The sequence below is a fragment of the Leisingera sp. ANG-M6 genome (assembly GCF_000813905.1).
Lineage (GTDB): Bacteria > Pseudomonadota > Alphaproteobacteria > Rhodobacterales > Rhodobacteraceae > Leisingera.
On the sequence record NZ_JWLG01000004.1, the window covers coordinates 32,481 to 58,997 of the forward strand.

At 58.8% G+C, this 26,517-nt stretch carries 30 protein-coding genes and 1 pseudogene; 24 read left to right on the top strand and 7 right to left on the bottom strand.

The features are described from left to right. Positions 1–35: 35 nt before the first annotated feature. Complete coding sequence (locus tag RA24_RS02340; RefSeq protein ID WP_241480882.1) at positions 36–1,751, top strand: sensor histidine kinase; 1,716 nt, start codon at positions 36–38, stop codon at positions 1,749–1,751. Then, on the top strand, positions 1,729–3,213 hold the full coding sequence (locus RA24_RS02345; RefSeq protein ID WP_039189525.1) for a phospholipase D-like domain-containing protein: 1,485 nt from the start codon (positions 1,729–1,731) through the stop codon (positions 3,211–3,213). The genes RA24_RS02340 and RA24_RS02345 overlap by 23 nt, the downstream gene beginning before the upstream one ends. Positions 3,214–3,318: 105 nt before the next feature. Here RA24_RS02345 and RA24_RS02350 read toward each other — a convergent pair whose 3' ends face one another. Together RA24_RS02350 and RA24_RS02355 are read right to left on the bottom strand one after the other, a co-directional pair. Then, the gene (locus RA24_RS02350) at positions 3,319–3,444 is read right to left on the bottom strand and encodes an entericidin A/B family lipoprotein (protein WP_019296349.1); all 126 of its coding nucleotides are present in this window, start codon (positions 3,442–3,444) and stop codon (positions 3,319–3,321) included. A gap of 10 nt (positions 3,445–3,454) precedes the next feature. After that, a complete protein-coding gene (locus RA24_RS02355) occupies positions 3,455–3,940 on the bottom strand; it encodes a hypothetical protein (protein WP_019296348.1) in 486 nt (161 codons plus the stop codon). Positions 3,941–4,097: 157 nt separating this feature from the next. Between RA24_RS02355 and RA24_RS02360 the strand changes: the two genes are divergently transcribed. The 10 genes from RA24_RS02360 (at position 4,098) to RA24_RS02400 (ending at position 10,095) form a co-directional block, all read left to right on the top strand. Next, the gene (locus RA24_RS02360) at positions 4,098–4,736 is read left to right on the top strand and encodes an MgtC/SapB family protein (protein ID WP_082020185.1); all 639 of its coding nucleotides are present in this window, start codon (positions 4,098–4,100) and stop codon (positions 4,734–4,736) included. Positions 4,737–4,883: 147 nt separating this feature from the next. After that, positions 4,884–5,051: a NepR family anti-sigma factor gene (locus RA24_RS22420; protein WP_019296346.1), complete on the top strand. Its 168-nt coding sequence runs from the start codon at positions 4,884–4,886 to the stop codon at positions 5,049–5,051. Next, complete coding sequence (locus tag RA24_RS02365) at positions 5,048–5,596, top strand: RNA polymerase sigma factor (RefSeq protein WP_019296345.1); 549 nt, start codon at positions 5,048–5,050, stop codon at positions 5,594–5,596. The genes RA24_RS22420 and RA24_RS02365 overlap by 4 nt, the downstream gene beginning before the upstream one ends. Before the next feature lie 891 nt (positions 5,597–6,487). Next, the gene (locus RA24_RS21900; RefSeq protein ID WP_019296343.1) at positions 6,488–6,649 is read left to right on the top strand and encodes a DUF1328 domain-containing protein; all 162 of its coding nucleotides are present in this window, start codon (positions 6,488–6,490) and stop codon (positions 6,647–6,649) included. Between the two features lie 55 nt (positions 6,650–6,704). Beyond that, entirely contained in the window at positions 6,705–6,986 is a 282-nt protein-coding gene (locus RA24_RS02375; protein WP_039189529.1) for a hypothetical protein, read from the top strand. 178 nt (positions 6,987–7,164) lie between these two features. After that, complete coding sequence (locus RA24_RS02380) at positions 7,165–7,350, top strand: PLD nuclease N-terminal domain-containing protein (protein WP_019296341.1); 186 nt, start codon at positions 7,165–7,167, stop codon at positions 7,348–7,350. A 50-nt stretch (positions 7,351–7,400) separates the two neighbouring features. Continuing rightward, positions 7,401–7,925: a hypothetical protein gene (locus tag RA24_RS02385; protein ID WP_152612796.1), complete on the top strand. Its 525-nt coding sequence runs from the start codon at positions 7,401–7,403 to the stop codon at positions 7,923–7,925. Beyond that, positions 7,912–8,313: a phage holin family protein gene (locus RA24_RS02390; RefSeq protein WP_039147925.1), complete on the top strand. Its 402-nt coding sequence runs from the start codon at positions 7,912–7,914 to the stop codon at positions 8,311–8,313. Before RA24_RS02385 ends, RA24_RS02390 begins: the two co-directional genes overlap by 14 nt. Then, positions 8,300–9,061, top strand: a complete 762-nt coding sequence (locus RA24_RS02395) for a hypothetical protein (protein WP_019296338.1) — start codon at positions 8,300–8,302, stop codon at positions 9,059–9,061. Before RA24_RS02390 ends, RA24_RS02395 begins: the two co-directional genes overlap by 14 nt. Before the next feature lie 50 nt (positions 9,062–9,111). Beyond that, the gene (locus RA24_RS02400; protein WP_241480883.1) at positions 9,112–10,095 is read left to right on the top strand and encodes an AI-2E family transporter; all 984 of its coding nucleotides are present in this window, start codon (positions 9,112–9,114) and stop codon (positions 10,093–10,095) included. A 34-nt stretch (positions 10,096–10,129) separates the two neighbouring features. Here RA24_RS02400 and RA24_RS02405 read toward each other — a convergent pair whose 3' ends face one another. Continuing rightward, a complete protein-coding gene (locus RA24_RS02405) occupies positions 10,130–11,662 on the bottom strand; it encodes a mechanosensitive ion channel domain-containing protein (protein ID WP_237754568.1) in 1,533 nt (510 codons plus the stop codon). A gap of 418 nt (positions 11,663–12,080) precedes the next feature. Between RA24_RS02405 and RA24_RS02410 the strand changes: the two genes are divergently transcribed. From RA24_RS02410 to RA24_RS02420, 5 genes are all read left to right on the top strand, one after another. Further along, entirely contained in the window at positions 12,081–12,497 is a 417-nt protein-coding gene (locus RA24_RS02410; protein WP_241480884.1) for a hypothetical protein, read from the top strand. A 121-nt stretch (positions 12,498–12,618) separates the two neighbouring features. Further along, the gene (locus tag RA24_RS22425; protein WP_019296334.1) at positions 12,619–12,786 is read left to right on the top strand and encodes a hypothetical protein; all 168 of its coding nucleotides are present in this window, start codon (positions 12,619–12,621) and stop codon (positions 12,784–12,786) included. 44 nt (positions 12,787–12,830) lie between these two features. Beyond that, a complete protein-coding gene (locus tag RA24_RS22945; RefSeq protein WP_082008914.1) occupies positions 12,831–13,103 on the top strand; it encodes a YhjD/YihY/BrkB family envelope integrity protein in 273 nt (90 codons plus the stop codon). A 95-nt stretch (positions 13,104–13,198) separates the two neighbouring features. Further along, the gene (locus RA24_RS02415; protein ID WP_039189532.1) at positions 13,199–13,396 is read left to right on the top strand and encodes a CsbD family protein; all 198 of its coding nucleotides are present in this window, start codon (positions 13,199–13,201) and stop codon (positions 13,394–13,396) included. A gap of 270 nt (positions 13,397–13,666) precedes the next feature. Beyond that, on the top strand, positions 13,667–14,908 hold the full coding sequence (locus RA24_RS02420; protein WP_039189550.1) for a cation:proton antiporter: 1,242 nt from the start codon (positions 13,667–13,669) through the stop codon (positions 14,906–14,908). Between the two features lie 40 nt (positions 14,909–14,948). On the opposite strand, the gene RA24_RS02425 is transcribed toward RA24_RS02420, so the two are convergent. Beyond that, on the bottom strand, positions 14,949–15,365 hold the full coding sequence (locus tag RA24_RS02425; RefSeq protein WP_039172711.1) for a hypothetical protein: 417 nt from the start codon (positions 15,363–15,365) through the stop codon (positions 14,949–14,951). Positions 15,366–15,452: 87 nt separating this feature from the next. On the opposite strand from RA24_RS02425, the gene RA24_RS02430 reads away from it, so the two are divergent. Both RA24_RS02430 and RA24_RS21910 read left to right on the top strand, forming a co-directional pair. Further along, positions 15,453–16,184, top strand: coding sequence for a Crp/Fnr family transcriptional regulator (locus tag RA24_RS02430; protein WP_039147917.1), 732 nt, complete (start codon positions 15,453–15,455; stop codon positions 16,182–16,184). A 274-nt stretch (positions 16,185–16,458) separates the two neighbouring features. Continuing rightward, positions 16,459–16,629: a DUF1328 domain-containing protein gene (locus tag RA24_RS21910; RefSeq protein ID WP_019296329.1), complete on the top strand. Its 171-nt coding sequence runs from the start codon at positions 16,459–16,461 to the stop codon at positions 16,627–16,629. 420 nt (positions 16,630–17,049) lie between these two features. Here the strand turns inward: RA24_RS21910 and RA24_RS02440 are convergent, their stop codons facing one another. Genes RA24_RS02440 through RA24_RS02450 form a run of 3 tightly spaced genes read right to left on the bottom strand, consistent with a single transcriptional unit; the run spans position 17,050 to position 21,945 of the window. Then, positions 17,050–18,342: an aspartate aminotransferase family protein gene (locus RA24_RS02440; protein WP_039189535.1), complete on the bottom strand. Its 1,293-nt coding sequence runs from the start codon at positions 18,340–18,342 to the stop codon at positions 17,050–17,052. Between the two features lie 4 nt (positions 18,343–18,346). After that, positions 18,347–19,495 carry a mandelate racemase/muconate lactonizing enzyme family protein gene (locus tag RA24_RS02445; protein WP_052254238.1) on the bottom strand — a complete coding sequence of 383 codons (1,149 nt, stop codon included), beginning with the start codon at positions 19,493–19,495 and terminating at the stop codon, positions 18,347–18,349. Further along, the gene (locus RA24_RS02450; protein ID WP_039189537.1) at positions 19,492–21,945 is read right to left on the bottom strand and encodes an FAD-dependent oxidoreductase; all 2,454 of its coding nucleotides are present in this window, start codon (positions 21,943–21,945) and stop codon (positions 19,492–19,494) included. The genes RA24_RS02445 and RA24_RS02450 overlap by 4 nt, the downstream gene beginning before the upstream one ends. 71 nt (positions 21,946–22,016) lie before the next feature. On the opposite strand from RA24_RS02450, the gene RA24_RS02455 reads away from it, so the two are divergent. From RA24_RS02455 to RA24_RS02475, 5 genes and pseudogenes are all read left to right on the top strand, one after another. After that, positions 22,017–22,904, top strand: a complete 888-nt coding sequence (locus tag RA24_RS02455; protein ID WP_029204827.1) for a MurR/RpiR family transcriptional regulator — start codon at positions 22,017–22,019, stop codon at positions 22,902–22,904. Next, positions 22,901–23,989 (top strand): aromatic ring-hydroxylating oxygenase subunit alpha, encoded by a 1,089-nt coding sequence (locus RA24_RS02460; RefSeq protein ID WP_019296324.1) that lies wholly within the window; start codon positions 22,901–22,903, stop codon positions 23,987–23,989. The genes RA24_RS02455 and RA24_RS02460 overlap by 4 nt, the downstream gene beginning before the upstream one ends. Continuing rightward, positions 23,982–25,436, top strand: a complete 1,455-nt coding sequence (locus RA24_RS02465; RefSeq protein WP_039189540.1) for an aldehyde dehydrogenase family protein — start codon at positions 23,982–23,984, stop codon at positions 25,434–25,436. Before RA24_RS02460 ends, RA24_RS02465 begins: the two co-directional genes overlap by 8 nt. A gap of 3 nt (positions 25,437–25,439) precedes the next feature. Beyond that, positions 25,440–25,838, top strand: a complete 399-nt coding sequence (locus RA24_RS02470; RefSeq protein WP_019296322.1) for a carboxymuconolactone decarboxylase family protein — start codon at positions 25,440–25,442, stop codon at positions 25,836–25,838. A 237-nt stretch (positions 25,839–26,075) separates the two neighbouring features. Further along, positions 26,076–26,517: pseudogene (locus RA24_RS02475) on the top strand (transposase); the annotation flags it as partial.

The window sequence follows — 26,517 nt, forward strand, 5'->3', positions numbered from 1 at the left end:
TTCAAGGGAGCCTTCTTACACGGCTGGCCGCGCTGATGACGTTTGCGCTGCTGCCGCTGGGCCTGATTGCGCTGTACCAGACCAACGCCGTGGTCGAGGAAGCCAACCGGTTATCCCATGCGTCTTTGCTGGCACATACCCAGCAAGCCGCAGCCAAGGAACGCGAACTGCTGCAGCGGGCTGGCGGCGCCACTGAGGGGTTGGCTGCCGCGATCCTGCCTATTTACGGCGAGGGCGACCGCTGCACAGACTTGATGACGGCATTTGTTCAAGGCCAGAATCCCTTCACCTTTGCAGCTTTCATCACCCCTGGGGGGAAAATGGAATGCTCATCAGATGGCAGCACGGCGGATGTGTCCGAGAAGTGGATGTTTCTCAAGAGCCAGCAAGCCGCGCGCCTCTCGTTTGCAGTGGGAGACGGGATACTCGGCGCTGGTGGCCCCCAACTGGTAGCAACCAGCCCGGTGCAACGCGCCGGCACCCTTCTAGGATATATCTCCATCGCAATTCCGCACCAGTTGACCAAATCGCTGGCTGGCACCAGATGGGCCGAGCAGGGCATCCGGTTTGTAACCCTGGACGCGCAAGGGGAGATCCTGTCCGCAAGCGTACCGGAGCAGGAGGCCGCACAGGCGTTGCCGGTTTCGGTCCCGCGACGGGAACTTCTGCAGCGCGCCGGCAGCACATTCTTTGAAGATTCGCGTTCCGGCCAGGAGCGTTTTTTTGCCGTGAGCCAAATCCTTCCCGGCCAAGTAGCAGTTGTCGGCAGCTGGCCAGTGGAGAATGCCTTGTCCGTGAGCACCAGCCCGACCTCCTGGATGACCCTGGCCTTCCCGGTGCTGATGTGGATTGCCGGGATATCAGTCGCTGTCCTAGGCTTGCAGCAGATGGTGATCCGCCATCTTAACGCATTGCGAAGAGCAATGCGCCGCTATGCGCTGGGGGAGCGAGAGAACACAACCCTTGAACTCAATTCGCCCCCACGGGAGTTTGGGGAGGCGCAGCAATCCTTCAATCGCATGGTGGCGATCCTGAGTGAAGCAGAAAGGCGGCGCGAGCTTGATCTGGAAGAAAAAACAATGTTGCTGCGCGAGGTGCATCATCGTGTGAAGAACAACCTGCAGCTGGTGGCATCCATCATGAACATGCAAGGCCGGAACGCCCAAACACCGGAGGCCCGGCGAATGCTTGCGCAGCTGCAGAGACGGGTGCGCGGCTTGGCCACCATCCATCGCAGTCTTAACACCAATCCGGACGTTTCCACCGTAGACAGCCGCGAACTTATCAACGAGCTGATAGAAGAGATCGGCACCATGAGTTCTGGCACCGGACAGGATGTAGCAATCGAGACCGACGTTGCGCAAAGACCGCTCAGCCAGGATCAGGCGGTAACCCTTTCGATGCTCGTCTCGGAGGCAATGACCAATGCTGTGAAATACACCGGCGTACCGGAGGGCGGACGGCCGGCAATCAGTGTCAGCCTGCGCGAAACGGCAGAAAACTGGCTGGAGCTTGAGGTGACCAATACCAAGGGGCAACCGATGCTGGACCCTGACGAGGAAATCGGGGGCACCGGTATCGGCGCACGCCTGATGGCAGCCTTTGCCACACAGCTTGATGGTGATGCCACCACCCATGAAACAGAGAGCAGGTATACATACCGTCTGGGGTTCCCCGCCGTTGCAGGGGCATCACCGCCAGAGGCCTCAATGACGGAGCAGGAGCAAGATGCAAAAGAACCCGCCGCATGAACACCGCCGCGGGGATTTTGAGGTACTGATCACCGCCGAGCAGGCCTGGCCCGCCTTCGAACGGGCAGTACTGAAAGCCCGCAAGGAGATCATTGCCAGCTTCCGCTTGTTCGATTTTGCCACGCCTCTTCTTTCTCCGGAAACATTGCAATTCGGGGAAACCTGGGCAGATCTCATTTCAGATGCGCTTCGGCGCGGTGTCCGTGTCAGGCTGGTGGTAAGCGATTTTGATCCGGTCATGGCCACTCCGCTGCATGCAGCTGCACAGAAGACATTGAAGCAAGCACAGCAAATTGCTGACTCTCTCGGGCCTGAGCAGGCGGCCCTGCTCTCGGTCTCCGCCGCGATGCATCCCGCGCGAGCAGGGCTGTTGCCGCGGATAGCCTTTTCACCTTTCGTTTTGCAAAAACTGCGCAACCTGCCCAAACGATTGCGGCCCCAAGCGGCCAGCCGTCAGGGGTTGCCGCAGCTTCACCCGGTTTCTCAACACCAAAAAATTGCGGTGATCGACCGTAAAATCCTTTACATCGGCGGCTTGGATTTGAACCGGCGCCGGTTCGACACTCAGAAGCACGACCAACCAGCGCACGAAACATGGGCTGATGTGCAGCTGATGGTGCGTGGGCCAGAAGCCGCTGAGGCAGCAAACCATCTTGAGCAGTTCCAGGAGGAAATCGCCCTGCGCAAGCGCCCCTCCGAAGGCAAACACATCCGTCGAACGCTTTCTGTGCCGCGCCGCGGCGGGTTTTGGGCGTTGTCGCCACGGACGGTCCTGAAAGAAATTGAGGACGATCACTTAGAGGCCTTCGCACAGGCCCGGCATCTGGTCTACCTGGAAACCCAATACCTGCGCTCCAGCGTAATTGCCCGCGGGCTGGCCGATGCGGCGCGCCGCAACCCGGATTTGTCCTTGATCCTGATTTTGCCTGCGCTGCCCGAGGAGGTTGCTTTTGAGGGCAGCCGTGAATTGGATGCGCGTTATGGCATGGCATTGCAGGCCGAAGCACTGCAGGAGATCAGCACAGCCTTTGGCACACGCGCCTGTATTGCCAGCCCGGTTCAGCCGCGCATGGCGGCCCGCGATGCGCCCTCTGTATTGACGGGATCCCCCATGATCTATCTCCACAGCAAGGTATTAATCACTGACGGGAGCTTTGCTATGGTTGGTTCAGCCAATTTGAATGGGCGCTCAATGCGATGGGATACCGAAGCGGCTCTGCGGATACCGCAGAAGGACAGGGTCAGACAGCTGTGGCATGCGCTGGCGCGGCACTGGTGGCAAGAGGATCTGCCGCTTGAAGCGCTGAACCCGGCAACAGCAGCTCCATGGTGGCAAAATGAGATCCGCCGCAACAACGTGCGGCGCCCGGAAGCGCGCCGCGGTCTACTAGTGTTGCATGATCAGGACAGGATGTCGGATTTGCAGCAACCTTTGCCCGGGGCGACCGAAGACATCGTTTGAACCGCCAGCAGTCAGGATGGCCCGCAGGTGCTTTGCTGCGGACGAAAAAATGGCCCGGCACCCAAATGAGCCGAGCCATTCAGTTTTGGAAGAGCAAGTAAGGCTTTACTGCGCTTCCTGAGATTCTTCGGTGATCTCATTGCCGAGGTTCGAAACATCCCTGCCGAAGCCCTCGGCAGTTTCACATGCGGCCAGACCGACCAGCGCAAAGAACGCGAGAATGATGCGCATAACGTTTTCCTTATTTCAGTTTGGATGCCACGTTACCGGCAAAGGCACCGATGATGGCGGAATAGAACGCTTCGCTGTCAACGGTAACAGTCGCAGGATCGGTGCCCTCAGGGTAGTAGGCATCAAGCTGATCCGCGGAGACCGTGAGATCGTATCGCATGTCCTTGGATGCATCAGGCATGTCGATATCCACATCGCCCTTCAGCACCCATTCGCCGACACCAAGCGCCTGTTCGAAGTTGCTGGCCAGCAGAACCGAGTCAATCTCGACATGAATTTCCGCGCCCTCAGTATCAGCATCCGCGATCTGTCCGATCAGACGCTCAGCGAGCGCCGTCTCCAGGTCGGTTTCCAGGCTGGTCCAAACTGCGGCGGCTGAGTGGTTTTCGATCGCGCTCAGATCTGCTGTTACGTCGATTTCGGAGACTTTGGGGCCGGCCACAGCTGCCGTCGCCATGGCCGAAACGAGGGCGGCGGTTCGGATCAGTTGAGTCATCTTATTGCTCCTTACATTTCTGCCCCGAATGGGGATGCAACGGAGAAACGCACGAGCTTCTTGAACGGTTCCTAAATTGATTGGCTAAAGTTGGAAACGCTCAGGTTCGCTCCTGATTACCACTGAAGAACAAGTGTTGAAATTTGGAAGACGAAGCATGGATGCGCGATTGCGGTCTGTGGAAAAGCCCCCGAATTGTTTCCTGGCAGCTCACCCGAAGATATGCCAGGCTAGGGAACTCTTTGCCGGTTCAAGTGTTTGTCGTGCAGAACCCTGCAGCCGCGCAGGGAAAAGCAGTGGTGCCGGGAGGGTAGGCAGAGTGGACTTTTTCGCGAGCGCAGCAAGCCATTCAACACAGCTGGACTGGGCATTGCGATTGACCGTTGCCCTGGCCGGCGGCGCACTGCTGGGACTGGACAGGGAATTGCGCCACCGCAGGGTAGGCATCCGCACTTACATGATGGTTTCACTTGGTGCAGCGGCTTTCATCATCGTAGGTCTGGAATTTGGCCGTCAGATGCAGGCCGAGGGCCTGTCTTCAGATCCGACCCGCGTGACCCAGGGCTTGATGGGTGCGATAGGCTTCATTGGCGCAGGGGCGATCATCAAGGGCGACAAACGTGTCGGCGGTATCACCACGGCTGCCAGCATCTGGGTTTCTGGGGCGGTTGGAATGGCAGCAGGGCTCGGCTTCACAGTGATGGCCTTTCTTACTGCAGGGTTGGCAGCACTGCTTTTGTCCGTCAGCCGCTTGATGGCACACCGTGGCGCAGATGACCGGCCCGACATGAACTAACTTTCCAGGTCAGATGATGACAGCGACGCGCCAACTGATTTCTGCATGAGGTGAGCAATTGTCCGGGCTAATCCTCTTTTCAGCATCGCAGGAACCATTTCGCTGCTTGACGCGTTGAGAACCTGTGAGCGTCGAGCAGAGGGAACAATGGCGAAGCAAAAGAACATCCACCGCGTCCCCCGTGAAGCGGACCATATCGACCGCAGCCTAAAGCATGCCTTTGACGAGCTGGCGGCGGAACCGTTACCGGAGCGGTTCACTGATCTGCTTGAGCAGCTGCGCAAAGCTGAACTTCACAAGAAGGACATCCAATGACAGCTGATCCGCGAGATGAGTTGACTGAGCATCTGGGCGCGCTGCGTGCCTTTGCGCTCAGTCTCACCAGGAACTCGGCAACTGCAGATGATCTTGTGCAGGACACTCTGATCAAAGCTTGGAGTAATATCGAGAAGTTCAATGCCGGCTCGAACATGCGGGCCTGGTTGTTTACCATTCTGCGTAACACTTTCTATTCGCTGCGCCGCAAGCGCAAGCGCGAGGTTGAGGATGCTGACGGATCGCTGGCCTTGGCGTTGGCTTCAAAACCCGATCACGATGGCCGCCTTAACATGCGGGATTTCATGCAGGCATTCGAAAAACTTCCGGACACTCAGCGCGAGGCGTTGATCTTGGTCGGTGCAGGCGGGTTTTCCTATGAAGAAGCTGCTGAAACCTGCGGTGTCGCTGTCGGGACGATTAAAAGCCGGGTTGGACGCGCGCGTGCATCGCTTGCTGATTTGCTTAGCCTTCAAGATGACGAGGCGCTGGAACTCACAGACAGTGTAACTGCGGGAATTCTGTCCAATGGCCCAGTCAACTGAGGACTCTGCCGGTTTCTGACCCGATTAGTTTGCGGGCCACGCAATCGTGGCCCGCGCCTGTTTTCGTTTCTGGGCATTACCAAATGGGGACAACGCTACGCTCCCCATCCATGCCCTGAAGAAATTGAATGAGTTTTCAGCCGATGCACATGTTTTCGAGAGCGGGGGCTGGTCAATGCCTTTTTTGCTGGGCTAGTCGATAAGGAAATATGTTTGCGTTCAAGGACTTTTTCGGAACCGAACCCGGCATTGTGCGTCTTACAACTGCTGGCAGCCTTAAAGCGCTGCACGACTTGTCCCCAACTTGGTCGTTCCACTGGGCTCCCGACATTGCTGCGGCGGGGGTCATTTTCTCTTGTGTCACCCAGTTTTGCCTAACCGAGACAAGCAGGTCTCCACCGTATTTGGCCGCTGTTCAGGTCCCCTTCCGTCCGCGGCCGCATTGAATGAGGCTTGCAGCCTAAAAAACTGTGTCATGAACCCTCCTGCTTCAATTGCCTTCGATGCGGGCATCCCTTTGCTGGTATTCGGCATCTGCACGAGCGGCATCGGCCAGAGTCTAAGAAACCCGCCTTCCAGACATCGTCGCCTTGGACGAAGGCGGCCAGCTTCTCGAATTTGACGCCGGAGTTGAAAGCATCGAATTCGGCATAGAGGGTGTGTCGGTTACCTTTCCCCGAAATCAAGTTCCAAAAACCTGAAAAAGAGATCCGCAGCGGCAGCTGATCAGGTGCTGGAATACCTGAAACGCAGCTTGGCAGCCGCGCTTTCTCCTGATCCAGCGGAGCTATTACAGCACCGGCGGCAAGGAAATCCGGAACCAATCGCCCGCAAAGCCGTTGATGTTAAAGATGGCGCACAGCAGCGCGTAAACATTGAAGGAGAAGAGTCATGCTTGGCTGGGCAATCACATTTCTAGTAATCGCGCTTGTGGCCGCAATTCTTGGTTTCAGCGGCATCGCCGGAGCCTCCGCCGGGATCGCTCAGATCCTGTTTGTGATCTTCCTGGTGCTCTTCGCTCTCTCGATCATTGTTCGTTTTATCAAGCGCTGACGCGGCAGAGCTCCCGCGGACTGCAGAACGGCAGCTAAAAAAAGGATATCAACACATGACCAACACAGCCGAAGCAAAAAAGCATTCACCTGAGGGCACCGGAGCCACAGCAGAAGCGGCAAACGGCAACCTGACCGGTCGCGTGAAAGAACAGGCCGCAGAGACTGTCCAGCAGGCGCAAGAGCAAATTGGTGCCGGGCTGCAGTACAGTTCTGGTGAACTTCAGCGTGTGGCTTCACAGGGGCGGGCATTTGTAAAAGAAAATCCTGGCCTTGCCATCGCTGGTGCTCTGGGGGCCGGCGTATTGCTTGGTTTGGCCATGCACAGCCGTTTCTAAGACAACGGTTCAAAACAGTAAATGAAAGCCGCGCTTTATGGCGCGGCTTTTGGTTTTTCCAAGCGGTCTGAAAACGGCATCGCCGGTAGCGCGACAAGGAAAATTACCCGGTGTAAGGGAACCATTTTTCTTCCCTGTGCGTTTTCTGATCAGAACAGGAAACTGAAGGGAGACTATCATGGAATATGGGCTGATTGGCCTGCTTGTGCTGGCCGCAGATATCTACGCAATCATTCAAATCTTGTCCTCCGGCGCCTCCACCGCAGCCAAAATCCTCTGGACCCTTGTGATTCTCATTCTGCCCGTCGTGGGCTTTATCATCTGGCTTATTGCAGGCCCGAAATCCTCTGCCGCAAAGATTTGACCAGCCGGCATTGGCCTGAAGCGGTCCGGCAGTTACAGGCCGGGCCCCGTTTGTTCCAAGAGAGCAAACAACGCCAGCGCACGCGTCCTCTTTGTATCCCCGATACCGGAAAGGCTGATGACATGACCGATACTTCTGAATTGGAAAGGCAGGCTCGCGCGCAGGCCGCGGATCTGGGCCGCAAGGCAAAGGATGCAGTTGCAGACACCGTCCGCAACACCGCCGGCGCCGCAAAAGAGCACGCTGCGCGAGAGGTGCAGTCGACTGCAGATGCCGCGGATGCCGCCGCAGATGCATTTGAACCGGGCACCGTTCAGGCGCAGGCGGCGCAGATGATTGCGGGCCATCTGGAGGATGCCGCGCACCGTGTCCGCTCAATGGACTTCGAACAGACGGTACGGGATATCGGTTCATTTGCTCGCAATAACCCACTGCTGTTTCTCAGTGCCGCATCCCTTGCCGGGTTCGCGGCCACCCGCTTTCTGAAGTCGCGTGCACCGGCGGATGCCGCCTCATTTGCTCAGGAAGGAATGCTGAGTCCGGCGCGTGAAGGGAGTGGCCATGACGCATCCTGATTTACGCGCGGCCCCAGAGCTGTTCCTTGGCACTCTCCGTAACTTCGTTGCCCTGTTGCGCAGCGAATCGGAGCTAGCCAAAGGTGAATTAAAGGAGAAGGCCGCGCAGGCTGGAACCGGGCTCGCCTTCATGACTGCCGCTGCCATTGCCGCTCTGGCAGGTTTGCACGTCCTTGCTGCGGCACTTGTCGCTTGGATTACCGCCGCCGGGCTATCCCCAGGCCTTGCCGCCCTTGTAGTAGGCGGCGCTCTTCTGACCGCGGCTGTGTGCTTGCTTCTGGCGGGCAAGTCCCGCCTCAGCAGCAAGGCGCTTCTGCCGTCGCGCACCATTCGCAGTATCAAGCAGGACGCTGCCAGTATCAGGGAGGCTGGAAATGCCGGAAATTGACAACCTCGAAAAAAAGGTGGATGCAGACCGCCGCAAACTGGCTGCCTCGCTGTCGGGAGTGACAGATATGCTCGCTCCGCAATCGGTGACCAAGCAGCTCAAGGCCACGGCTCACGGGTACGGCGGCCAGCTTAGTCAGCAGGCAGTGGCCGCAGCCAAACGCAACCCAGCGGCACTGGTGCTGACCGGCGCGGGGCTTGCCCTGATGTTTGCGGGGACCGGCCGCCGTCCGACTAGCCCCGTCGCCAATCCAACAGCAGTTCCGCTGGAGGACTCCTTTGCCGGTTTTGATAACCGCGTCGCCGCCGCGGATGCTGCTATGAAAAAGGAGATGACCGGGATGAGTAAAGAAAGCTTCCGCTCGACCAATATGCGCGAGACTTTGAACGCAGGACTGGACGGCTTGCCTGAGGCCGCCCGGAAACGTGTGCTCAACGCCCGCAGGGCAGCTCTGCAGGCGCAGGAGAAGCTTGAGGCACACGCATCCAAAGCCGCGGCCAGAGGCCAGACCTTTTTTGAAGAGAACCCACTTGCTGCCGGCGCGATTGCGCTTGGCCTTGGTGCGCTGATCGGCGCCCTGCTGCCTTCCACTCGCCGGGAGGATGAAGTTCTAGGAGCGCATCGAGATGCGCTGGCGGCAAAAGCTGAAAAGGCTTTGCGCGACGAGATGGACAAACTGTATCAAACAGCCAACGCCAAGCTGGATCCATCTGCCAGCAAAAAATCACTGCACACCGCTGCCAGCTAATAATGTCCGGAATTCTAGAAAATGTCCTCAGCGGCCGGGGGGTTCGTGTGATGCTGATGTTTCTGACAATCATCGGCATCACTGCAGCCCTGCACCTGGCACAGCAAGTCCTCGCGCCGATGAGCTTTGCGCTAGTCTTGGGTGTAGTGGTTTCGCCGCTCGCCGACAAACTGGCCCGGTATGGAGTGCCACGGCTGGCGATCGCCCTGTCGCTTTTAATCCTTTCTACGCTGTTCGTAGCAGTCATTCTTTTGCTGATTGAGCCGCTGATCAATGTCCTCATCGAAGAGCTACCCCGCATCAAGTCCGTGATGGGAGCTTTGATCGACCAAGCATCGTCTCTGCTGCGCGGAATCGAGACAATCAGCCAGGAAATTGAGGAAAGCGTAGGCGCCGAAGCCGTGGAACCACAAACTGCGATCCCTTCGGTAGGGGATGCACTCTGGCTGGCCCCCAGCTTCGTCTCCCAAGTGTTCATATTTGTTGGAACGTTGTTTTTTTTCACTCTGACACGCAATGACCTGTACCGCCTGACAGGGCCACTGGAAATCCGATTGAAACACGCCGACACCGTCGTCGCCAAGTATTTCGCTGCCATCACTTTGGTGAATACCGGACTGGGTGCCGTCACCGCGGCTGCACTAATTGCGCTCGGCGTTGAATATGCTTTGATCTGGGGGCTGGCGGCAGCTTTGCTGAATTACGTCCTGTACCTTGGCCCTTTACTGATTGCAGTCAGTCTGGCAATCGCCGGAATGCTTCAGTTCCATGGGTTGTTTGCTGTTTTGCCACCACTGGCGTTTTTGCTGATCAACCTGACAGAGGCTAATATTGTGACACCTCTTGTTGTTGGGCAGCGCATGGCAATAAACCCGCTGCTGATATTCCTGGCAATTGTATTTGGCCTGTGGCTTTGGGGACCGGTCGGAGCATTTGTCACACTGCCGCTTTTGCTTTGGCTGGGGGTTCTGCTAGCCCCGCAGCCCGGGGCCGCGGACGAACCTGCGCAGGACCCCTTAAACAAGGTGATTTGACCGCTGTCCGGCACCGCAGGGGTGCAAAAACTCTTCACTCCGCTTGTTGTTGATCGTCTAAAAGGTTTTCCCCGCCATCCAGCACTTCACGCTCCCGCTCCGCGGCATCCGCGATTGCCGGCTCTGCCCGCGCTGGATCGGCAGCCTCGGGCAATGCTGCCAATTCAGGTTTAGGAGCCCGCTCTTCTTCAACGGAGTCTCGCTTTGCCGCCGCAGTGGCGCTCGCCCCATCCAGCCGCACCCGGTAAATCGGCTCCGGCAGACCAAATCCTGCGCTTTCCAGCGCCATCTTGGCAGCCCGGATCGCCTCACCGCGCGCCTTGGCGAAATTCACTTCCGTCTGGTTCACCCAGCCGGTGAAAGTCAGGATCACATTGGAGTCTCCGACTTCATTGATCCAGGCGCCGACCTCCGGCTCCTTCAGCACGAATTTCTGAGCCTCCAGCGCAGCAACGGCGGTGGCCAGCGCAGCGGCCAAGTCGGCATCTGCATCTACCCCTAGGTCAAAACAGAACCGGCGATGGGGATCACGGGTAAAATTCACGATACGCCCCTTGTACACTGTGGCATTGGGAATGCGGATATGGTTGCCATCGGGTGAGATCAGGATGGTCGCCCGCGACGTCAACCGCGCCACCGTTCCTTGATCCCCTTGGATGTCGACGAAATCATTTGGCCGGAATGGTTGGCGAAGACTGAGAAGAATGGAGGCAATGAAATTCTCAACCGTGTCGCGCACTGCAAAGCCAAGCGCGAGGCCAACCACGCCTGCCGCACCCAGAACTGCCCCGATCAGCGCTGTTGCGTTCATGATATCCAGAGCCAGAACCAGTCCGGTCAGGATGAAAAGGATGCGTGCAACCGCCCTGTAGACATCCGCAATGAAAGCGTTGGGTGCCAGCCGGGTCCAGATGCCTATCCGCGTCGTCAGCAGCCACCCGCCCGCAGCCACCAGCAGAAAAGCCGCCATTGCGACCAGGAAGATCGGACCGTTTGCCAGCAGATTGCGTGTGCGGGCAGCAATCCGCTCCATGGCCGGAGCCAGCCGTTCTTCAAGGGTGCCGCTGATTTCGGTTTCATTCTCAATAGCCACAACACCGGCCACGCGGTTGATGATCTGCGTAAGCCGGTCTTGCGCCGCATTGTCGATTACTTGACCCGAAACACGAACAACACCTTCGGAAACTGACACTTTCACGCTTCCATAGCCGTTGATTTCAGCCAGCAGGTTTTCAATTCTGCTCAGAATCTCACCATCCCGTACGGCCGCATCACCAACTTCGATCAGGCTGTCGGTCTGCACCGGTTCACGAGCTATCTCCGCTTGACCGGCCACAGTTCCCAAGAACAGCACTGCCGATACAGCCACGCAATGCAAGAACAACCGCAGTTTGCTTAGCGGGGCAACGGTGCTTTCCCTGCTTGGTTCAGCAAAACACTCTACGAGTTCCAATTTTTGCATTCTCCCGATCAAATTCGCACCCGCTGCAAAAGACAGGTCCGCGTTGCGCGGATAAAGGCAGTTCACCCGCCATGACGATGCGTTGTCTACCCCCAGTTTCTGCAAGTGTTCAGCAGGAAAGCAGAGGAACACCTCCCGCTGGGTTGCGTTTGGCCCCCACCAATCCGGGATGCCCGCTTCAAATACGCCTGGTTTCCGCCATGTCGTAGGGCCGAGACTGCGTTACCATTGCTGCCAACGGCCGTTTCGCACTTCGCTAGGCCTTCGGATCCAAAGCTGAAAGGAGCGGCTGCAAGATCGGATTGTCACACGACAAGTGACTTCTCAGGGCGATCGGACTGAAATTTGCTTCGGATTTTCTCCATCACTGGGCGCGGCTCCCCGGAGAAACAGCAAATTATTTATATATATCAAATATCTGGCTAGTTTTTGTCTAGCTATTTTTTGTTTTCTCCTTTTGGAGGGGGCTTTGGAAATAAAACGTTTCAATGGCATGGTTTGCCCAGAACTATGTCACAGTTTAATGCATGACGCCTGGCACGGTGCCAAAGTTCCTCCAAAAAATGGAGGCCATATGGGCAGCGAAACTCAAGGTGCGGAAGCACCCGTACTGATCCTTACCAACAACGCGTTTGAAGCAGTTGATATCAGCGATTACCTGACACGCCGTGGTTTGAACGCCATCTTGACCGAAAGTAAAGTCGAGCATTGCACTGGCTTTCTGGAAGACGGATTGCCGCCGCCACGACTGGTGTTCTTTGCCTTCCCGCTCAGCAACCCTGCTGCTCGGGACTGGCTTACCGACGCGCTATCTAAGAAGTGGCGGGTCATCTTGGTCAATGGGGATACGGCCGAGCCAGAATTGAAGGCATTGCCCATGCTTACCCGCCCGTTCAAAACCGCCCATCTTGATGCTGTTATGGAGATGGTCGGCGAATAAGGGCTCCTCAGCGCAACGCAAGGCGGGCGTTCCCGGACTATGATCCCGATCACCAGTTTACCGAGAACACCTATGTGCTGCTGTCGGCGGCTTAGCGGGTATCCGCAGCCGCCGGAGTGCGATGGTCGGGCTGAGAGAGGTTCTGGACTGCAAGGAATCCCGCAGCATTGCGGTGCTGTCCGCCCTGAAACTGGGGCTGTCTCTGTTCGCAATCATGCTGCTGATCGTGGCGGGCACGGTGACGCGCCCTGCCAGCCTTTGCCCGCTGGACCTGCAGATTCTTGCTTGAGCAATTGTTCGGGCTGGCCCGCTTGCCGGTACTGATGCTGACCGGTGCGTTCGGGATATAAGTTCTGTGCGGCTACGGCCAAAACCGCCCGGCTGCCGACCAGCCTTGGATCACCAAGGGGAGCCGCTGCCGCTTGCCTGCTGTGGTTCACCGCCAGCGCAGGGATCACGGTTCATACTGAAACCTTCGACTCCTACAATCAGGTCTTCGGCGTATCGTGCGGCGTCAATATCCGGCTAACCTGGTTGTCGCTTTCGGCTTTTGCCATGCTTCTAGGTGCCGCCTCCGACACGGACACGGACACGGACACGGCGTGATACCGGAACCAAGCAGCCGCTGGCGCGTTTTCTGTCCAAGGGCGCCGCACCGCGACTGACCCGGATTCCAAATGATTTTCAAAGGAGAACGACTCATGGATGACGACCGGTTCACCGGCAAATGGACCGAATTCAAAGGCCGACTTCGCGAGGCCTATGGCGACCTGACTGATGACGAGCTGGAGCAGGCGAAGGGCGAACGCGAGCAGCTGGAAGGGCTGCTGCAGCAGAAACTGGGCAAGACCAAGGATGAAGTCCGCCAGACTGTCGACCGGATCCTGGACAGCATCTGACCAGGCAGGAAAGCCCGGGAGCGAGAGCAATGGGGGCGCAGACTAGATAAGAAATGGGCTTTTCCAACTGGTCTGGTTCAGCATTAAATTAAAAAAGGAGGTGCAAGAAACGCGGCAGGCAACCGAAGCCCGAAGACCTGATCCGAAAATTTTGACAGGTTGACGTAGTGGCGGGCCAGGCCGCACGCTCCTCGGCATGTTAACGGCTGGCCCGTTTATTTTGCTGCACTCAGCAGCGCCAAAGGCCGTATACTCTGCTCGATGGTGCTCATGGATCAATCTGAATTCTTCGGTTTAGCCCCCTATCACCTCATGCTTGCGGCGGTGGGTGTAGTGATCATTCTCGCCCATTGGTCGCCGCGCCTTTTTTCCACAAGGGAACCCGCCGCCGCGCCGCTTCTCATGCTGTTGGGCATGGCGGCATACTGGCTGGTCCCGGGCCTGCCTGAGCTTCCTGATCCGCGCGTTCGCCCGAAGCCTTGGGAAGTCGTCAGCGAGCTGACCGTGATAGTGGCGCTTTTTGCTGCCGGCCTCCGCTTGGACAGCTTGAGGTCGTGGAAAGATTGGGCTCCGACAGCCAGACTCCTCCTCATCGCGATGCCGCTCACAATTCTGGCGGTTGCCTTACTGGGGTGGGGATTGGGCGGCATGACGGCTGCGGGGGCAATTCTTCTGGGGGCCGTGCTGGCCCCGACAGACCCGGTGCTTGCGGGTGACGTGCAGGTTGGTCCGCCTATGGAAGGCAACGAGCATCCGGTGCGCTTTACGCTGACAACGGAAGCGGCGCTCAATGACGGGCTTGCTTTTCCTTTTGTCTATCTCGGTCTCATCGTTGCCGTTCAGGGGCTGAACCCTCAGGCCTGGCTGGCCGATTGGCTGATGATTGACGTCGCCTACCGGATCTCAGCTGGTGTTGTGATGGGCGCCTGCGGCGGATGGGCACTGGGGCAGGTGCTGTTTTTGTTTCCCCGTTCGGCAGTTCTGGCCGACACGGGTTCAGGTGTGGTAGCGATAGCAGGTGTATTGCTGTGCTACGGTTCAACCGAACTGGTCGAAGGCTATGGGTTCATAGCCGTCACCGTTATGGGCCTGGCACTGCGCCGGATCGAAAATGAACACCGGTTTCACCGTAGGCTGCACGACTTCTGCGAAACTATCGAACACGCTTTGACAGCGCTGCTGCTGGTCGCGCTTGGTCACGTCCTTCCAGTTGTTCTGGAGGACTTCACATGGACGCACCTGCTGCTGGCATTTCTGCTCATCCTTGTGATACGCCCTCTAGCAGGCTGGATCTCTTTAGCCGGGTCGCGTCTGCGTAAGCGTGACCGTCTGGTGGTATCCGTATTTGGTGTCCGGGGGATCGGCTCAGTCTACTATCTTTGTTATGCCGGTGCGCATCTGGAGTTTGTCAATGAACCTGAGCTATGGGCTCTAATCGGTTTGACCATCCTGCTGTCGACTATGCTTCACGGCTTCACGGTCGGCCGCGCCATGGATGAGCTGGCAAAGTAAAACAGCCCAGCTGGACCCACACGCGCAGCCAGTCCAACCCCTATCTCAGGCCTGCAAAACACCGTTTACTTCGAATACTGTGCTGCGGCAGCGCCAGCTGTTTCAGTATCATCCGGGTGGAAACTGGCCGGGCAAGCACCGGCCACCTCAAGCGCGGGGAATGCCCGTCCAGTTCATCTTCGGCCGCATTTCCCATCAAGACAAGCCGGCCGCCGCGGCCCTGAACAGCCTGATCTATCTTGAGCTTAGTCACCTGTTCGGACCCCGCCTCCACGAAAGCTACTGCAATCCGCCGCAAAGGCGTGATCGTAACAAGAGCGTGTTCATGCCCCTCTTGCACGCTGATTTCAGCCACCGGATCGAAATCCGAGATGGTATCGCAGATATCGCAAGTGATCAGGTAATTTCTGGACACCACAAGATAAATGTGTGCTCGGTCTTGACTGGGCTCTTCCATTGCTTTCGCCCCCCTACAATGGGACATACTGGAACTTTTTCGGCGCAGGCGCATTTAACTATGACATAGGTACGAAGGGAGAGGGCCATGCCGCCAACAACCTGCCAGAACTGCCCGTTGCGAAAGCGGCCCGTGTTCACACCAATGTCGCGTGAGGAAGTCGCCTTTACCCAAGAGTTCAAAACCGGCGAGCTGACAGTGGATGCAGGCACGACTATCCTTCTGGAAGGCTCGAACAGCCCGCAACTCTACACGGTGCTCAAAGGCATGGGTACGCGCTACACAACGCTGGAAAATGGCCGCCGTCAGGTCATCAATTTTCTTTTTCCCGGCGATTTTGCCGGGCTGCAGGCCAGCCTGATGGGAGAAATGAAGCATTCAGTCGAAGCGTCTACCTCTATGACGTTGTGCGTGTTCCGCCGGGCCGCGCTGTACGAGCTTTTCCAGCACCATCCGGAGCGCGCGTATGATCTGACCTGGATTGCCGCAGTGGAGGAGCATTTTCTGGGTGAAACCATTGCGTCTCTGGGTCAGCGTGATGCCTCACAGCGCATTGCCTGGGCACTAGTGAGGATTTTTGAACGGCTCAGATCAGTCGGCATGGATGTTAAGGACACGGTACCGCTGCCCTATCGCCAGCAGGACCTCGCAGATGCACTTGGCCTGTCTCTGGTGCATACCAATAAGATGCTGAAAACACTGCGGGAGAGCAAAATGGCAAAATGGCAAAATGGAATGCTGAAAGTCAGAAACCTGCCTGCGCTGGCGGAAATGGCAATGATCGAATTGGCCGCACCAGAACGGCGGCCGCTGATCTAATGCAGCCTCCTTGAAGATCGGACGCCAGTTCGATCCATTCTCAGTTTTGAATCTCTGCGGCAGCCCAAGGCTTCGTGAAGCCGCTATCGGAACAACGCCACGAAACACGCCCTGAATGTCGTACTTGCATTATGGGCAATCGACCGCACTGACAGTTGTTCTGACTTACTGCGGCATGCAAGCGGCCATTTACGCGATTTCCTGACGCTGGCGTGGAACTTTTGGCGGCGTCAATAGTTTTCTCAACAGCAACTCGCAACTGAAAGGACACGGCATGCTCTATTGGGCCCTCGTCTTCTTGGTCGTGGCCATCGTTGCCGGCATTTTTGGATTTGGCGGCATCGCAACGGCCTCCGCTGGGATCGCACAGATCCTATTCTTCATTTTTCTGGTGCTCTTCGCACTGGCGCTTATCTTGCGCATCCTCCGCGGTGCCTCTCGCTGACGATCAAGCTGAGCGGCGGCTCAGGTCGTCTTTGGCGATCGCATGCTGCAAGAGACTCGCATACGTCACAATCCGATCCAGTCAACTTCATCACAAGCGTCTAGTAGTGCAATCGCTTCGGCAGTTTTGCTCCCGACGATCGAAAAAACACTAGATTACCAGAGTTAGGTCCGACTCAGCGCAGTGAATACGGAAACAGCTTAGCTTTGTGGCCGCGTATTTGCCCTAGTGGAACTGGCTTTCCGGCAATCGCCTGCTCAGCCTCACGCGGGAGCGCCAACCCGATGGTGAGAGGCTGCTGTTCTAAGGTCATAAGTAGCAGCGTTCGATAATGGGGCGAGAGGCCGCCGCTCTGGAAGAGGGAAATGCCGAACTGACCTTGCCCGTTTTCCGTGTGCAAGACGGTCGCGTTCGTGAAGGCTACGTCGCCTTATTTCCATATTCTGACAAAGCGTTTGCTGCGTGCTGGAAAGCTGAATTGGTCAATTCCAAGTCGCCGGAATTCAAGGCCAGAGACGGATAAAGTTTCCCAGGCGACTTAAAGACGCCTTTGGCGCGCAATGTGCTGTTCCAGTGCGCATTAAGCCCCGGATCGCTATGCTTTGCGCTTCGGTAATCGATCGGCTCCGCATTTGTGAAGAAGATGTCGAACAATGCCGGATCACCGCAAATGCGGTGGGCGATACCCTGCTCGTTGAGTGCGGCGGATTGCATGTCCATCAGGGTTTGCCCCAGTTCGCGCAGCCGCTCATACTGTCCCGGACGCCGCAGGATCTCCATCGTTTTGAGGCCAGCGGCAGAAGCCACCGGATTGCCCGACAGCGTGCCAAGCTGCATGAGCCACCGCTCTGCCCCCACGGCCGCCTTGTCAAAATGCGACATGATTTCGGTGCTGGCACCGAGCGCCGCCAAAGGAAAGCCGCCCCCGATGATCTTGCCGAGCGTGCAGATATCCGGCGTCACGCCGTAACGTTCCTGGGCGCCGCCATAGGCAAGGCGGAAACCGGTGACAATCTCGTCGAAAATCAGCAGCACGCCGTGCCTGTCGCACAAATCGCGCAAGCCTTGCAGGAAGCCGGGCTGGGCAGGGATGATACGCTGCAAGGGTTCTGCGATGATGGCGGCGATATCCTGATGTTCGGCCAAAAGCGACCCGACCGCCTCCAAATCGTTAAACGGCGCGATCAGCATGTCGTCGGCCACGCCTTGCGGGATACCTGCGCTGTCTGGCACGGGCGAGGGGAAGTTGACCTCGCGGGCCGGGGCCAGGCTCATCTGCGCCTCAGCGGACATGCCATGATAGCCGCCCTCGAATTTGAGGATCTTCGGCTTGCCGGTATAAGCGCGGGCGAGGCGGATGGCATACATGTCCGCCTCGCTGCCAGACGTGACAAAACGGACCTGTTCACAGCAGGGCACTGCTTCGACGATAGCCTCGGCCAGTTCGATGCCTTTTGCATTGTTGGCAAAAAAGGTCATGCCCTGGGGCAGCTGTTCCAGCACCGCTTCCATGACTTCCGGATGGCCATGGCCCAAAAGCATCGGGCCGGAGCCGATCAGGTAATCCACGTATTCGCGGCCATCCTCGTCCCAGACACGGCTCCCCTCGCCCCTCGCAATCACGGTGGAAGCGTCGAAGTTGCCGAAACCGGCGGCGGGAAGAACCTCGCGCGCACGGGTGACCCAATCTGCTTGGGAGTGAAGGCGGTTCATGTGGTCAATCCAGTATCAGGTCGGGCGTGCCGAGACGGTCTTGGTCGATAGCGATGCCCAAACCGGGGCCATCGGGCGGAGTTATGCGGCCATCGGCGCGCGTTGGCGCGCCGGGGGCGAGGCGCGGGCTGACATAGCCCGACAGGTCGCAAACGTTCAGAACACGGCTGGGCGGGGTTGCAGCCCCAATGTGCAGTGCTGCCGCAGTAACGATATCGCTGCCCCAGGTGCACTCGATGCACATCTTTGCCCCAAGATGAAGGCACAGGTCGCGCGCGCGGCGCGCAGCCGAAAGCCCGCCGAACTTTGACAGCTTCAGCGCAACTGCGTCCATGATGCCCAGCCGGTGCCCCTGCAGAAGCGTGGCAGTATCATGTGCCAGTTCATCCAGTTTCATCGGCAGACCTGTGGCCGATTGCACCCGCGCGCACTCTTCCAGCGTGGCGCAGGGCTGTTCCAGCATTACGTCCAGATGCGCCACCCCGCGGCCCGTGCGGATCGCGTCCAGCGTGGTCGCGCCGCAGTTCCAATCACCGTAAACCAGCGGGCCGGGCCCAACCGCCTCACGTACCTTTGTCAGCCGTTCGACGTCCGTTTGCCAATCGCCCGATGCACCGAGCTTGACCTGGAACTGGCTAAGCCCCGTCGCCTGCGCCTCACGAGCGATGCGGGCCATTTCTTCCGGATCGACACAGGTGATGGAATGATACAGCGGCAGAGTGTCCTGCCGGCGCCCGCCCATCAGGGCATGGATCGGCAATCCCGCAGCTTGCCCAGTAATATCCCATAGCGCGATGTCCAGCGCGGATTTCGCATAAACATGCCCTGGCAAATAGGCATCGGCCTTGGCCATGAGCGCCTCGGCACCGATAGGATCACCCCCAAGGATTACCGGCGCCAGCTCCTGCAGGGCTGGTGCCACGCCGCGGGCATAGGCAGGCAAGTAATGCGGGATCGGGCAAACCTCACCCCAGCCGGTCAGACCGGCATCGGTGTCGGCTGCGATCACAACAGTTTCGACCGTGTCGCACGTCTTGCCATCGGCCATGTAGTAGGCCGTGTGGCTGGTCAGCGGCATATGCCACAGACGCAACCGCGTGATGCGCGGCTCTACACCGGCAGGCGCGAGCGCTGGAGAGGCAAGCGGGTTCATTCGGCGGGCTCCTGAACAGCATTCGCGCGGGGGAGCAAGCCTTGCGGATCATAAGCCGGTTCGCCCAGTACACGAGCAGCGCGCGGCCGGCCGTGGATGATCACCTCCAATGCGGTGCCGGGTTCGGCGGCATGGGGCTTGATATAGGCAAAGGCGAGGATCTTTCCGGCCGTGTGGCCATAAACAACCGATGCGGTTGAGCCGACGACTTTGCCGCCATGCAGAACAGCCTCGCCGCCGTGCCCGTCGATCTCGCCGTCGGGGTCAATTTCCAGATAGGCGCAGATCCATGGCAGGCCGGTGTTCAGAGTCTTGTCCTTGCCAAGAAAATCTTTATCCGCCTGGACAAAGCGCAAAACGTCTGCCTCAGCCAAGGTGACCTCATTGGTCAGCTCACCCGCGCCTTTGAAGCCTTTCTCCATCCGCATCACATTCATGGCAAAGCTGCCATAGTCAGCGATGCCATGTGCCTGGCCCGCTTGCCAGAGCGCGTCATAAACGTCCGTCATCGCGTCGAAGGGCATGTGGAGCTCCCAGCCCAGCTCTCCTGCGTAGGACATGCGGATGGCCCAGACAGTGTGCCTGGCAACCGTAATCTGTTGCGCCGAGAGCCAGCGGAAGGATGTATTGTCCAGCGGCGTATCGGTGCACGCGCCCAAAACATCGCGGGACTTTGGCCCGTTCAGCGAAAGCGCACCCCAGCTGTCCGAGAGGGCCGTAATGGTCACATCCGCCCCATCTCGATGCGCGGCCAGATGATCCAGGAGGCGCTGTTCAAAGAACGCAGCGCAGACGAGATAGAACCGGTCCTCCGCCATGCGCACAATCGTTGTTTCCAACTCGATCCGCCCGCCCCGGTTCAGCATGTGGGTGAGCGTGATCGACCCTGCCTTCTGCGGCATCCGGTTTGCGGTCAGCCGGTCCAGCAGCGCGTAGGCCTCCGGCCCCTCGATCAGCACCTTGGTGAAAGCCGTGACATCCATGATCCCAACGCGCTCGCGCACCGCCTTGATCTCTGCGGCGACCATGCCGTCTGCAGGCGTGCGGCGGAAGGAATAGTAATCGCGCTGTTCGATGCCTTTGGCAAACCAGCGCGGCCGCTCAAAACCGTAGACTTCTTCAAACACTGCCCCCTTCGCCTTCAGCGTCTCGTGCAGCGGTGACGGCTTGACCGGCCGCCCGGCAAGACGGTTGAAATGCGGGAAAGGGATTTCGTGGCGCAGGCAGTAGTCCTCCTTGGCCTTAATGACCTGCCAGTCCTTGTCAGCGTAAGATCCAAACCGGCGCGGGTCATAGTCGCGCATCGAGATATCCGCCGCGCCATGCACCATCCAGCGCGCCAGTTCGCGTGTCAGGCCCGGGCCCCAGCCGATGCCGATCTGGGTGCCGCAACAGCACCAGTAATTGCGCACGCCAGGCGCGGGGCCTATCAGCGGGTTACCGTCGGGCGGGTGGCTGATGGCGCCATGGACGTCGCGGCTGATGCCAAGTTCAGCGAAAATCGGCATCCGGTTCAGGCTTTCCTCAAGCCAGGGCATGACACGATCATAGTCCGGCGCGAAAAGTTCGTTCTCTGCCTCCCAAGGGCAGTGATCCTCCCACACCGTGTTGGGGTTGGCCTTTTCATAGATGCCGATCAGGCCCTTCTTCTGTTCCATCCGGATGTAGCCCGAGACCTTTCGGTCATCGCGGATCACAGGCAATTCCTGCTCAAGATCGCGGAATTCCGGCACTTCGTCGGTAACGAAATAATGGTGCGTCATCGACGTCATTGGCAGTTGCAGACCCGACCATTCGCCCATCTGCCGCGCATAAGTGCCGCCTGCGTTGACAACGTGTTCGCAGGTGATCGTGCCCTGCTCGGTCTCAACCACCCACTCGCCGTTTGCCGCCTGAGTGATATTCGTGGCCCGGCAGCGGCGGATGATGCGCGCGCCTTTTGCGCGGGCGCCGGCTGCCATGGCCATTGTCACATTGGTTGGGTCCACATGGCCATCATCGGGCGTGTGCAACGCTCCCAAAACGCCGTCGAGGTTATAAAACGGGTGCAGCTGCGCCACGCGGTCCGGGCTGGCAAGCTCGATGTTGAACCCCAAAGACCGGCCGACCGATAGCGTGTGGCGCAGCCAGTCCATCTCATCCTCGGTATAGGCCAGCCGGAACGACCCGCACCCATGCCATGTCACAGCCTGACCGGTTTCCGCTTCCAGCGCGCCGGAATAGAGCCCGATATTGTAATCGACGCATTTCCCCAGCCCGAAACTGCTGGTGGAATGAGTGATCTGCCCCGCTGCATGCCAGGTGCTGCCCGAGGTCAGTTCAGCCTTTTCCAGCAAGACTACCTCTGGCCCCCAACCCTCATGCGCGAGGTGGTAGGCAAGCCCGACCCCCATCACACCACCGCCTACGATGACCACGCGGGCGTGGCTGGGAAACTGCTTTTCCGACATGGTCGCTTCCTTTGTCCGGGAGTCGCAAAACATGTGGACAGGCTAAGAGTACAGATGTATCACTGTCAATCATGAATGACACAAATGTATCACGCCGTGTATTGGACCGCCTCGCCGAAGTGTGGGACGCGCTGACGCCCGAAGCGCAGAAAGCCGCGCGCTATGTATTGGAAAACCCCAATGATGTGGGGGTTTCAACCGTGCGGGAGATCGCCGAGGCAGCCAACGTCAAACCCAACACCTTCGTGCGCATGGCCCGGCAGGTGGGTTTTGAGGGCTACGAGGATTTCCGCGCGCCCTTCCGTGAGGCGATCCGCAATGGGGCCGTCAGCTTTCCTGACCGGGCGCGCTGGCTGCAGGACATTCGCAAATCAGGCGATCTGGGCGGGCTCTATGCCGACATGGCCGAAGGTGCGATCCGCAACCTGGAAGACACATTCGCAAGCATCGGCGCCGAGGCCCTGAAATCCGCGGCGGAGGCGATTTGGGCCAGCCGGCAGGTCTTTACGCTGGGTGTCGGTGTGAACAATGCGAACGCGCGCAACTTCACCTACCTCGCCTCTACCGGCATGGTGCAGTTCCACGCCATCCCGCGCCCCGGCTCCACCCCCACAGATGATCTGGCCTGGGCCGACAGCCGCGACGTGTTGATTGCAATGTCCATGCGCCCTTACCGCAGCGAGGTCATGGCCGCCATCAAGGTGGCTCGCGAACAGGGCATGACCATCATCGGCCTCAGCGACAGCCCGGCCAGCCCGATCATCAGGGCCGCAGACCATGGCTTTGCCGTCGCCGTGGACACGCCGCAATTCTTCCCGTCATCCGTCTCAACCATCGCATTTCTTGAAACGCTTTTGAGTTTCGTGATTGCCGTAGCCAGCGACGAGATCGTTGACCGGGTCGAGACATTTCACAGCCGCCGGCATCAGCTTGGCATTTACATGGAGGAGCCGGAATGAAGGACGAAACACCACCAGTCCGGTCACTGGACGCGCGTTACTACACCGACCCGCAGGTTTTTGAGATCGAAAAGGCCGGGCTGCTGGCGCGCACTTGGCAATTCGCCTGCCACGCCAGCCAGCTGGAAAACCCCGGCGACTACGTGGCCTTTGAGATGGGTGATGAAAGCCTCTTTGCGATCAGGGGCCGCGATGGCGAAATCCGCACCTTCTACAATGTCTGCCAGCATCGCGCGCATCAGCTTGTCAGCGGGATCGGCAGCACCCGCGTCGTAGTTTGCCCCTACCATGCATGGACCTATGAGCTGACCGGCAAGCTGCGCGCCGCACCCAACGCGAAATCCGTGCCGGGCTTCGACGCGTCGGAAATTTGCCTGACGGAGGTTCGGACAGAGGTCTTCCTCGGCTTTGTTTTCGTCAACCTTGATCCCGATGCCGAACCGATGGACGCCTGGTTTCCGGACGCGCGGGCCGAGATCGAGGCATTTGTGCCCAACTGGGCCGATCTGAAGCCATTGGAATGGGTTGAAATCCCGGAGAACTGCAACTGGAAAGTCTCGGTCGAGAATTACTCGGAGTGCTACCATTGCTCGCTGAACCATCCGACTTTCGCCACTGGAGTGATCCGGCCGGAAACCTACGATATCCAACCGCAGGGCTTTTGCCTGCGCCACACGACGGAATGCAATGACCTGAGCCAGATGACCTACGGCATCGACAGCGGGTTCCCTAACAACGACAAGTATTCCAGCTGGTTCCTGTGGCCGATGTTCAGCTTTCAGGTCTATCCCGGCAACCTGCTGAACACCTACCATTGGCGGGCTGTCGATGCAGATCACGTCGTGGTCTGGCGCGGCTGGTACTCTGCCGGCGGCTATGACGACGAAACCGTCCGCCGCATGGCGCAGCAGGACCGCGCCACCACGGTCGAGGAAGATATTCACCTTGTTGAAAGTGTGCAGCGCGGCCTGAAATCGCGCGGTTACGTGCCCGGACCGCTGGTGGTTGATCCCGCCTGCGGTGTCAATTCGGAACACTCTGTGATGCACCTTCAACGCTGGATGCGGGAGGCCGTTGATGACTGACGTGAAACCCTATTGGCAGAACTATATAGACGGCGCATGGGCCGACGGCGGCGCGGGCCGTATCAGCGTGACCGACCCTGCGACCGGCGAACGGATCGCTGAGCACGCCCTCGCTGATGTGGGTGACGTGGACCGCGCTGTGCAAGCGGCGCGCCAGGTTCATCTGTCCGGCGCATTGACCGCCATGCGCCCGATCGAAAGGGGCCGGATGGTTCAGGCGATGGGCCGTTACCTGCTCGACCACAAGGACGAAATCGCGCGCATTCTGACACTCGAGCAGGGCAAGCCCCTTTGGGAAAGCCACGTCGAGGTCGAGGGTGCTGCGCTCTATTTTGAGTATTACGGCAATCAGGCCAGCACGGTCGAAGGCCGCTCCATCCCCCTTGGCGCCGGCTATATGGACTGGACAGAATACGAACCGTTCGGAGTGTCCGCGCAGATCATTCCATGGAATTATCCGGTCGAGATGACGGCCCGGTCGCTCTCGGCCGCGCTGGCTACCGGCAATGCCTGCGTCATCAAATCACCCGAAATGACACCGCTCACCAATGCCTATCTGGCCCAGGCAGCTGAGGCGGCGGGTTTCCCGCCCGGCGCCGTGAACGTTGTCTGCGGGCTGGGGCGCGACGCGGGTGCGGCGCTGGCCGGGCACCCTGACGTGAACCAGATCGTGTTTACCGGCTCGGTGCCGACGGGCATTGCCATTGCATCCGCAGCCGCCCGGAACGTGGTGCCCTGCGTGCTGGAACTGGGCGGCAAGTCAGCAGCCATCGTGCATGAAGATGCCGATCTGGACGCCTTCGAGAATGACATCCGCTGGGGAATTTATTTCAACGCCGGCCAGGTTTGTTCGGCCATGTCCCGTGTGATCGTTCACGAAAGCCGCCATGACGAACTGGTCGAGCGGGCGGCGGCAGTCGCCAAATCCCTTTCAGTTGGTCCTGGCATCGACCGCCCCGGGTTCGGCGCGAACATGGGTGCGATGGTGAGCGACGGTCAGCGTGACCGCGCCGTCTCGATGATTGCGCGCGCCGAAGCACAAGGCGCACAAGTTGCCGCGGGCGGGCGCAAGCCCAACCGCCCCGGCGCATTCCTAGAACCCACAGTGCTGTCGGGCGTGACACGAGACATGGAGATCGCCAGCCAAGAGGTGTTTGGCCCGGTCCTGTCTGTCCTGTCCTTCCGCGACGAGGCGCAGGCCATCGAGATCGCCAATAGCACCGACTATGGCTTGGTGGCCGGCGTCTTCACTGCCGATCTTGCCCGCGCAACCCGCGCGGCACGGCAACTGCGCGCAGGTCAGGTTTTTGTCAACGAATGGTACGCAGGCGGCGTTGAGACCCCCTTTGGCGGTTACGGCAAATCCGGCTATGGCCGCGAAAAGGGCCGCGAGGCGCTTTGGAACTACGTGCAGACCAAGAATATCGCGATCCGGTTGAAAGGATAAGAGATGAGCACATTTGACGAAGATCTGTTCCTGAAGGGACTCGCGCAGCGCAAGGCTACGCTTGGGGCCGGGTATGTCGAAAAAAACCTCGCCGCCGCCGATGACTTCACCCGCCCCTTTCAGGAAGCGATGACGGCCTGGTGCTGGGGTTTTGGCTGGGGCGATGATGTGATCGACGCCAAGACGCGCTCAATGATGAACCTGTCGATGATAGGCGCCCTGGGCAAGATGCACGAATGGGAAATCCATTGCCGCGGAGCGCTTAACAATGGCGTCACTCAGGATGAAATCCGAGCGATCATCCACGTGATCGGCATCTATTGCGGCGTGCCGCAGGCACTGGAGTGTTTCCGCGTGGCGCGACGGGTTCTGGAGGAAGACCCGGCACCTAAGTCACTCTGAGCAAGCCCGCGAATGCACGAGGGCACCCCGGTCAGATGAATACAGTCCATTCAGCAGCACTGCCGGAACGATGGCCGAATGACCGCTTTATAATGCGACTAAGACATTTGTCCGTTCCACGGCATCAGCCGCTATGGGCTCACACAACGCCTTGTCTGACGTCAGCGCCAATGGGACAGTTTAGGGTGATTTGATAAGAGAGAGTTTCTGACACATCGTAACCACCAAGGAGTGGAGATGAGACAGAAACCCGGAACCAAGCAGAGCCACGGCGAGAAGGTCGTCAAGGACATCCGTCGCGCCACCCGCAAGCAGTACTCAGCTGAGGAGAGGGTCAGGATCGTCTTGGACGGCCTGAAGGGCGAAGACAGCATTGCAGAGCTGTGTCGCCGCGAGGGCATTGCGCAGAGCTTGTATTACAGCTGGTCCAAGGAATTCCTCGAAGCCGGGAAGAAACGCTTGGCGGGCGATACGGCGCGTGCGGCGACGTCGAGCGAGGTCAAAGACCTTCGCCGTGAAGCCCGAGATCTAAAGGAGGTTGTCGCTGAGCAGGCCCTGGAGTTGCGGCTGCTCAAAAAAAGCATGATCGCAGATGGGGGCGACGGCGAATGAGGTATCCCGCATCTGAGAAGCTGGAGATCATCCGGCTGGTGGAAGGGTCGCACCTGCCGACCAGGCG

Bases quoted from the DNA above. Each gene is read 5' to 3' on its own strand.
- RA24_RS02340 (WP_241480882.1), top strand. From the start codon at position 36: ATGACGTTTGCGCTGCTGCCGCTGGGCCTGATTGCGCTGTACCAGACC.
- RA24_RS02345 (WP_039189525.1), top strand. From the start codon at position 1,729: ATGCAAAAGAACCCGCCGCATGAACACCGCCGCGGGGATTTTGAGGTA.
- RA24_RS02350 (WP_019296349.1), bottom strand. From the start codon at position 3,444: ATGCGCATCATTCTCGCGTTCTTTGCGCTGGTCGGTCTGGCCGCATGT.
- RA24_RS02355 (WP_019296348.1), bottom strand. From the start codon at position 3,940: ATGACTCAACTGATCCGAACCGCCGCCCTCGTTTCGGCCATGGCGACG.
- RA24_RS02360 (WP_082020185.1), top strand. From the start codon at position 4,098: ATGGATGCGCGATTGCGGTCTGTGGAAAAGCCCCCGAATTGTTTCCTG.
- RA24_RS22420 (WP_019296346.1), top strand. From the start codon at position 4,884: ATGGCGAAGCAAAAGAACATCCACCGCGTCCCCCGTGAAGCGGACCAT.
- RA24_RS02365 (WP_019296345.1), top strand. From the start codon at position 5,048: ATGACAGCTGATCCGCGAGATGAGTTGACTGAGCATCTGGGCGCGCTG.
- RA24_RS21900 (WP_019296343.1), top strand. From the start codon at position 6,488: ATGCTTGGCTGGGCAATCACATTTCTAGTAATCGCGCTTGTGGCCGCA.
- RA24_RS02375 (WP_039189529.1), top strand. From the start codon at position 6,705: ATGACCAACACAGCCGAAGCAAAAAAGCATTCACCTGAGGGCACCGGA.
- RA24_RS02380 (WP_019296341.1), top strand. From the start codon at position 7,165: ATGGAATATGGGCTGATTGGCCTGCTTGTGCTGGCCGCAGATATCTAC.
- RA24_RS02390 (WP_039147925.1), top strand. From the start codon at position 7,912: ATGACGCATCCTGATTTACGCGCGGCCCCAGAGCTGTTCCTTGGCACT.
- RA24_RS02395 (WP_019296338.1), top strand. From the start codon at position 8,300: ATGCCGGAAATTGACAACCTCGAAAAAAAGGTGGATGCAGACCGCCGC.
- RA24_RS02400 (WP_241480883.1), top strand. From the start codon at position 9,112: ATGCTGATGTTTCTGACAATCATCGGCATCACTGCAGCCCTGCACCTG.
- RA24_RS02410 (WP_241480884.1), top strand. From the start codon at position 12,081: ATGCATGACGCCTGGCACGGTGCCAAAGTTCCTCCAAAAAATGGAGGC.
- RA24_RS22425 (WP_019296334.1), top strand. From the start codon at position 12,619: ATGGTCGGGCTGAGAGAGGTTCTGGACTGCAAGGAATCCCGCAGCATT.
- RA24_RS02415 (WP_039189532.1), top strand. From the start codon at position 13,199: ATGGATGACGACCGGTTCACCGGCAAATGGACCGAATTCAAAGGCCGA.
- RA24_RS02420 (WP_039189550.1), top strand. From the start codon at position 13,667: ATGGATCAATCTGAATTCTTCGGTTTAGCCCCCTATCACCTCATGCTT.
- RA24_RS02425 (WP_039172711.1), bottom strand. From the start codon at position 15,365: ATGGAAGAGCCCAGTCAAGACCGAGCACACATTTATCTTGTGGTGTCC.
- RA24_RS02430 (WP_039147917.1), top strand. From the start codon at position 15,453: ATGCCGCCAACAACCTGCCAGAACTGCCCGTTGCGAAAGCGGCCCGTG.
- RA24_RS21910 (WP_019296329.1), top strand. From the start codon at position 16,459: ATGCTCTATTGGGCCCTCGTCTTCTTGGTCGTGGCCATCGTTGCCGGC.
- RA24_RS02440 (WP_039189535.1), bottom strand. From the start codon at position 18,342: ATGAACCGCCTTCACTCCCAAGCAGATTGGGTCACCCGTGCGCGCGAG.
- RA24_RS02445 (WP_052254238.1), bottom strand. From the start codon at position 19,495: ATGAACCCGCTTGCCTCTCCAGCGCTCGCGCCTGCCGGTGTAGAGCCG.
- RA24_RS02450 (WP_039189537.1), bottom strand. From the start codon at position 21,945: ATGTCGGAAAAGCAGTTTCCCAGCCACGCCCGCGTGGTCATCGTAGGC.
- RA24_RS02455 (WP_029204827.1), top strand. From the start codon at position 22,017: ATGAATGACACAAATGTATCACGCCGTGTATTGGACCGCCTCGCCGAA.
- RA24_RS02460 (WP_019296324.1), top strand. From the start codon at position 22,901: ATGAAGGACGAAACACCACCAGTCCGGTCACTGGACGCGCGTTACTAC.
- RA24_RS02465 (WP_039189540.1), top strand. From the start codon at position 23,982: ATGACTGACGTGAAACCCTATTGGCAGAACTATATAGACGGCGCATGG.
- RA24_RS02470 (WP_019296322.1), top strand. From the start codon at position 25,440: ATGAGCACATTTGACGAAGATCTGTTCCTGAAGGGACTCGCGCAGCGC.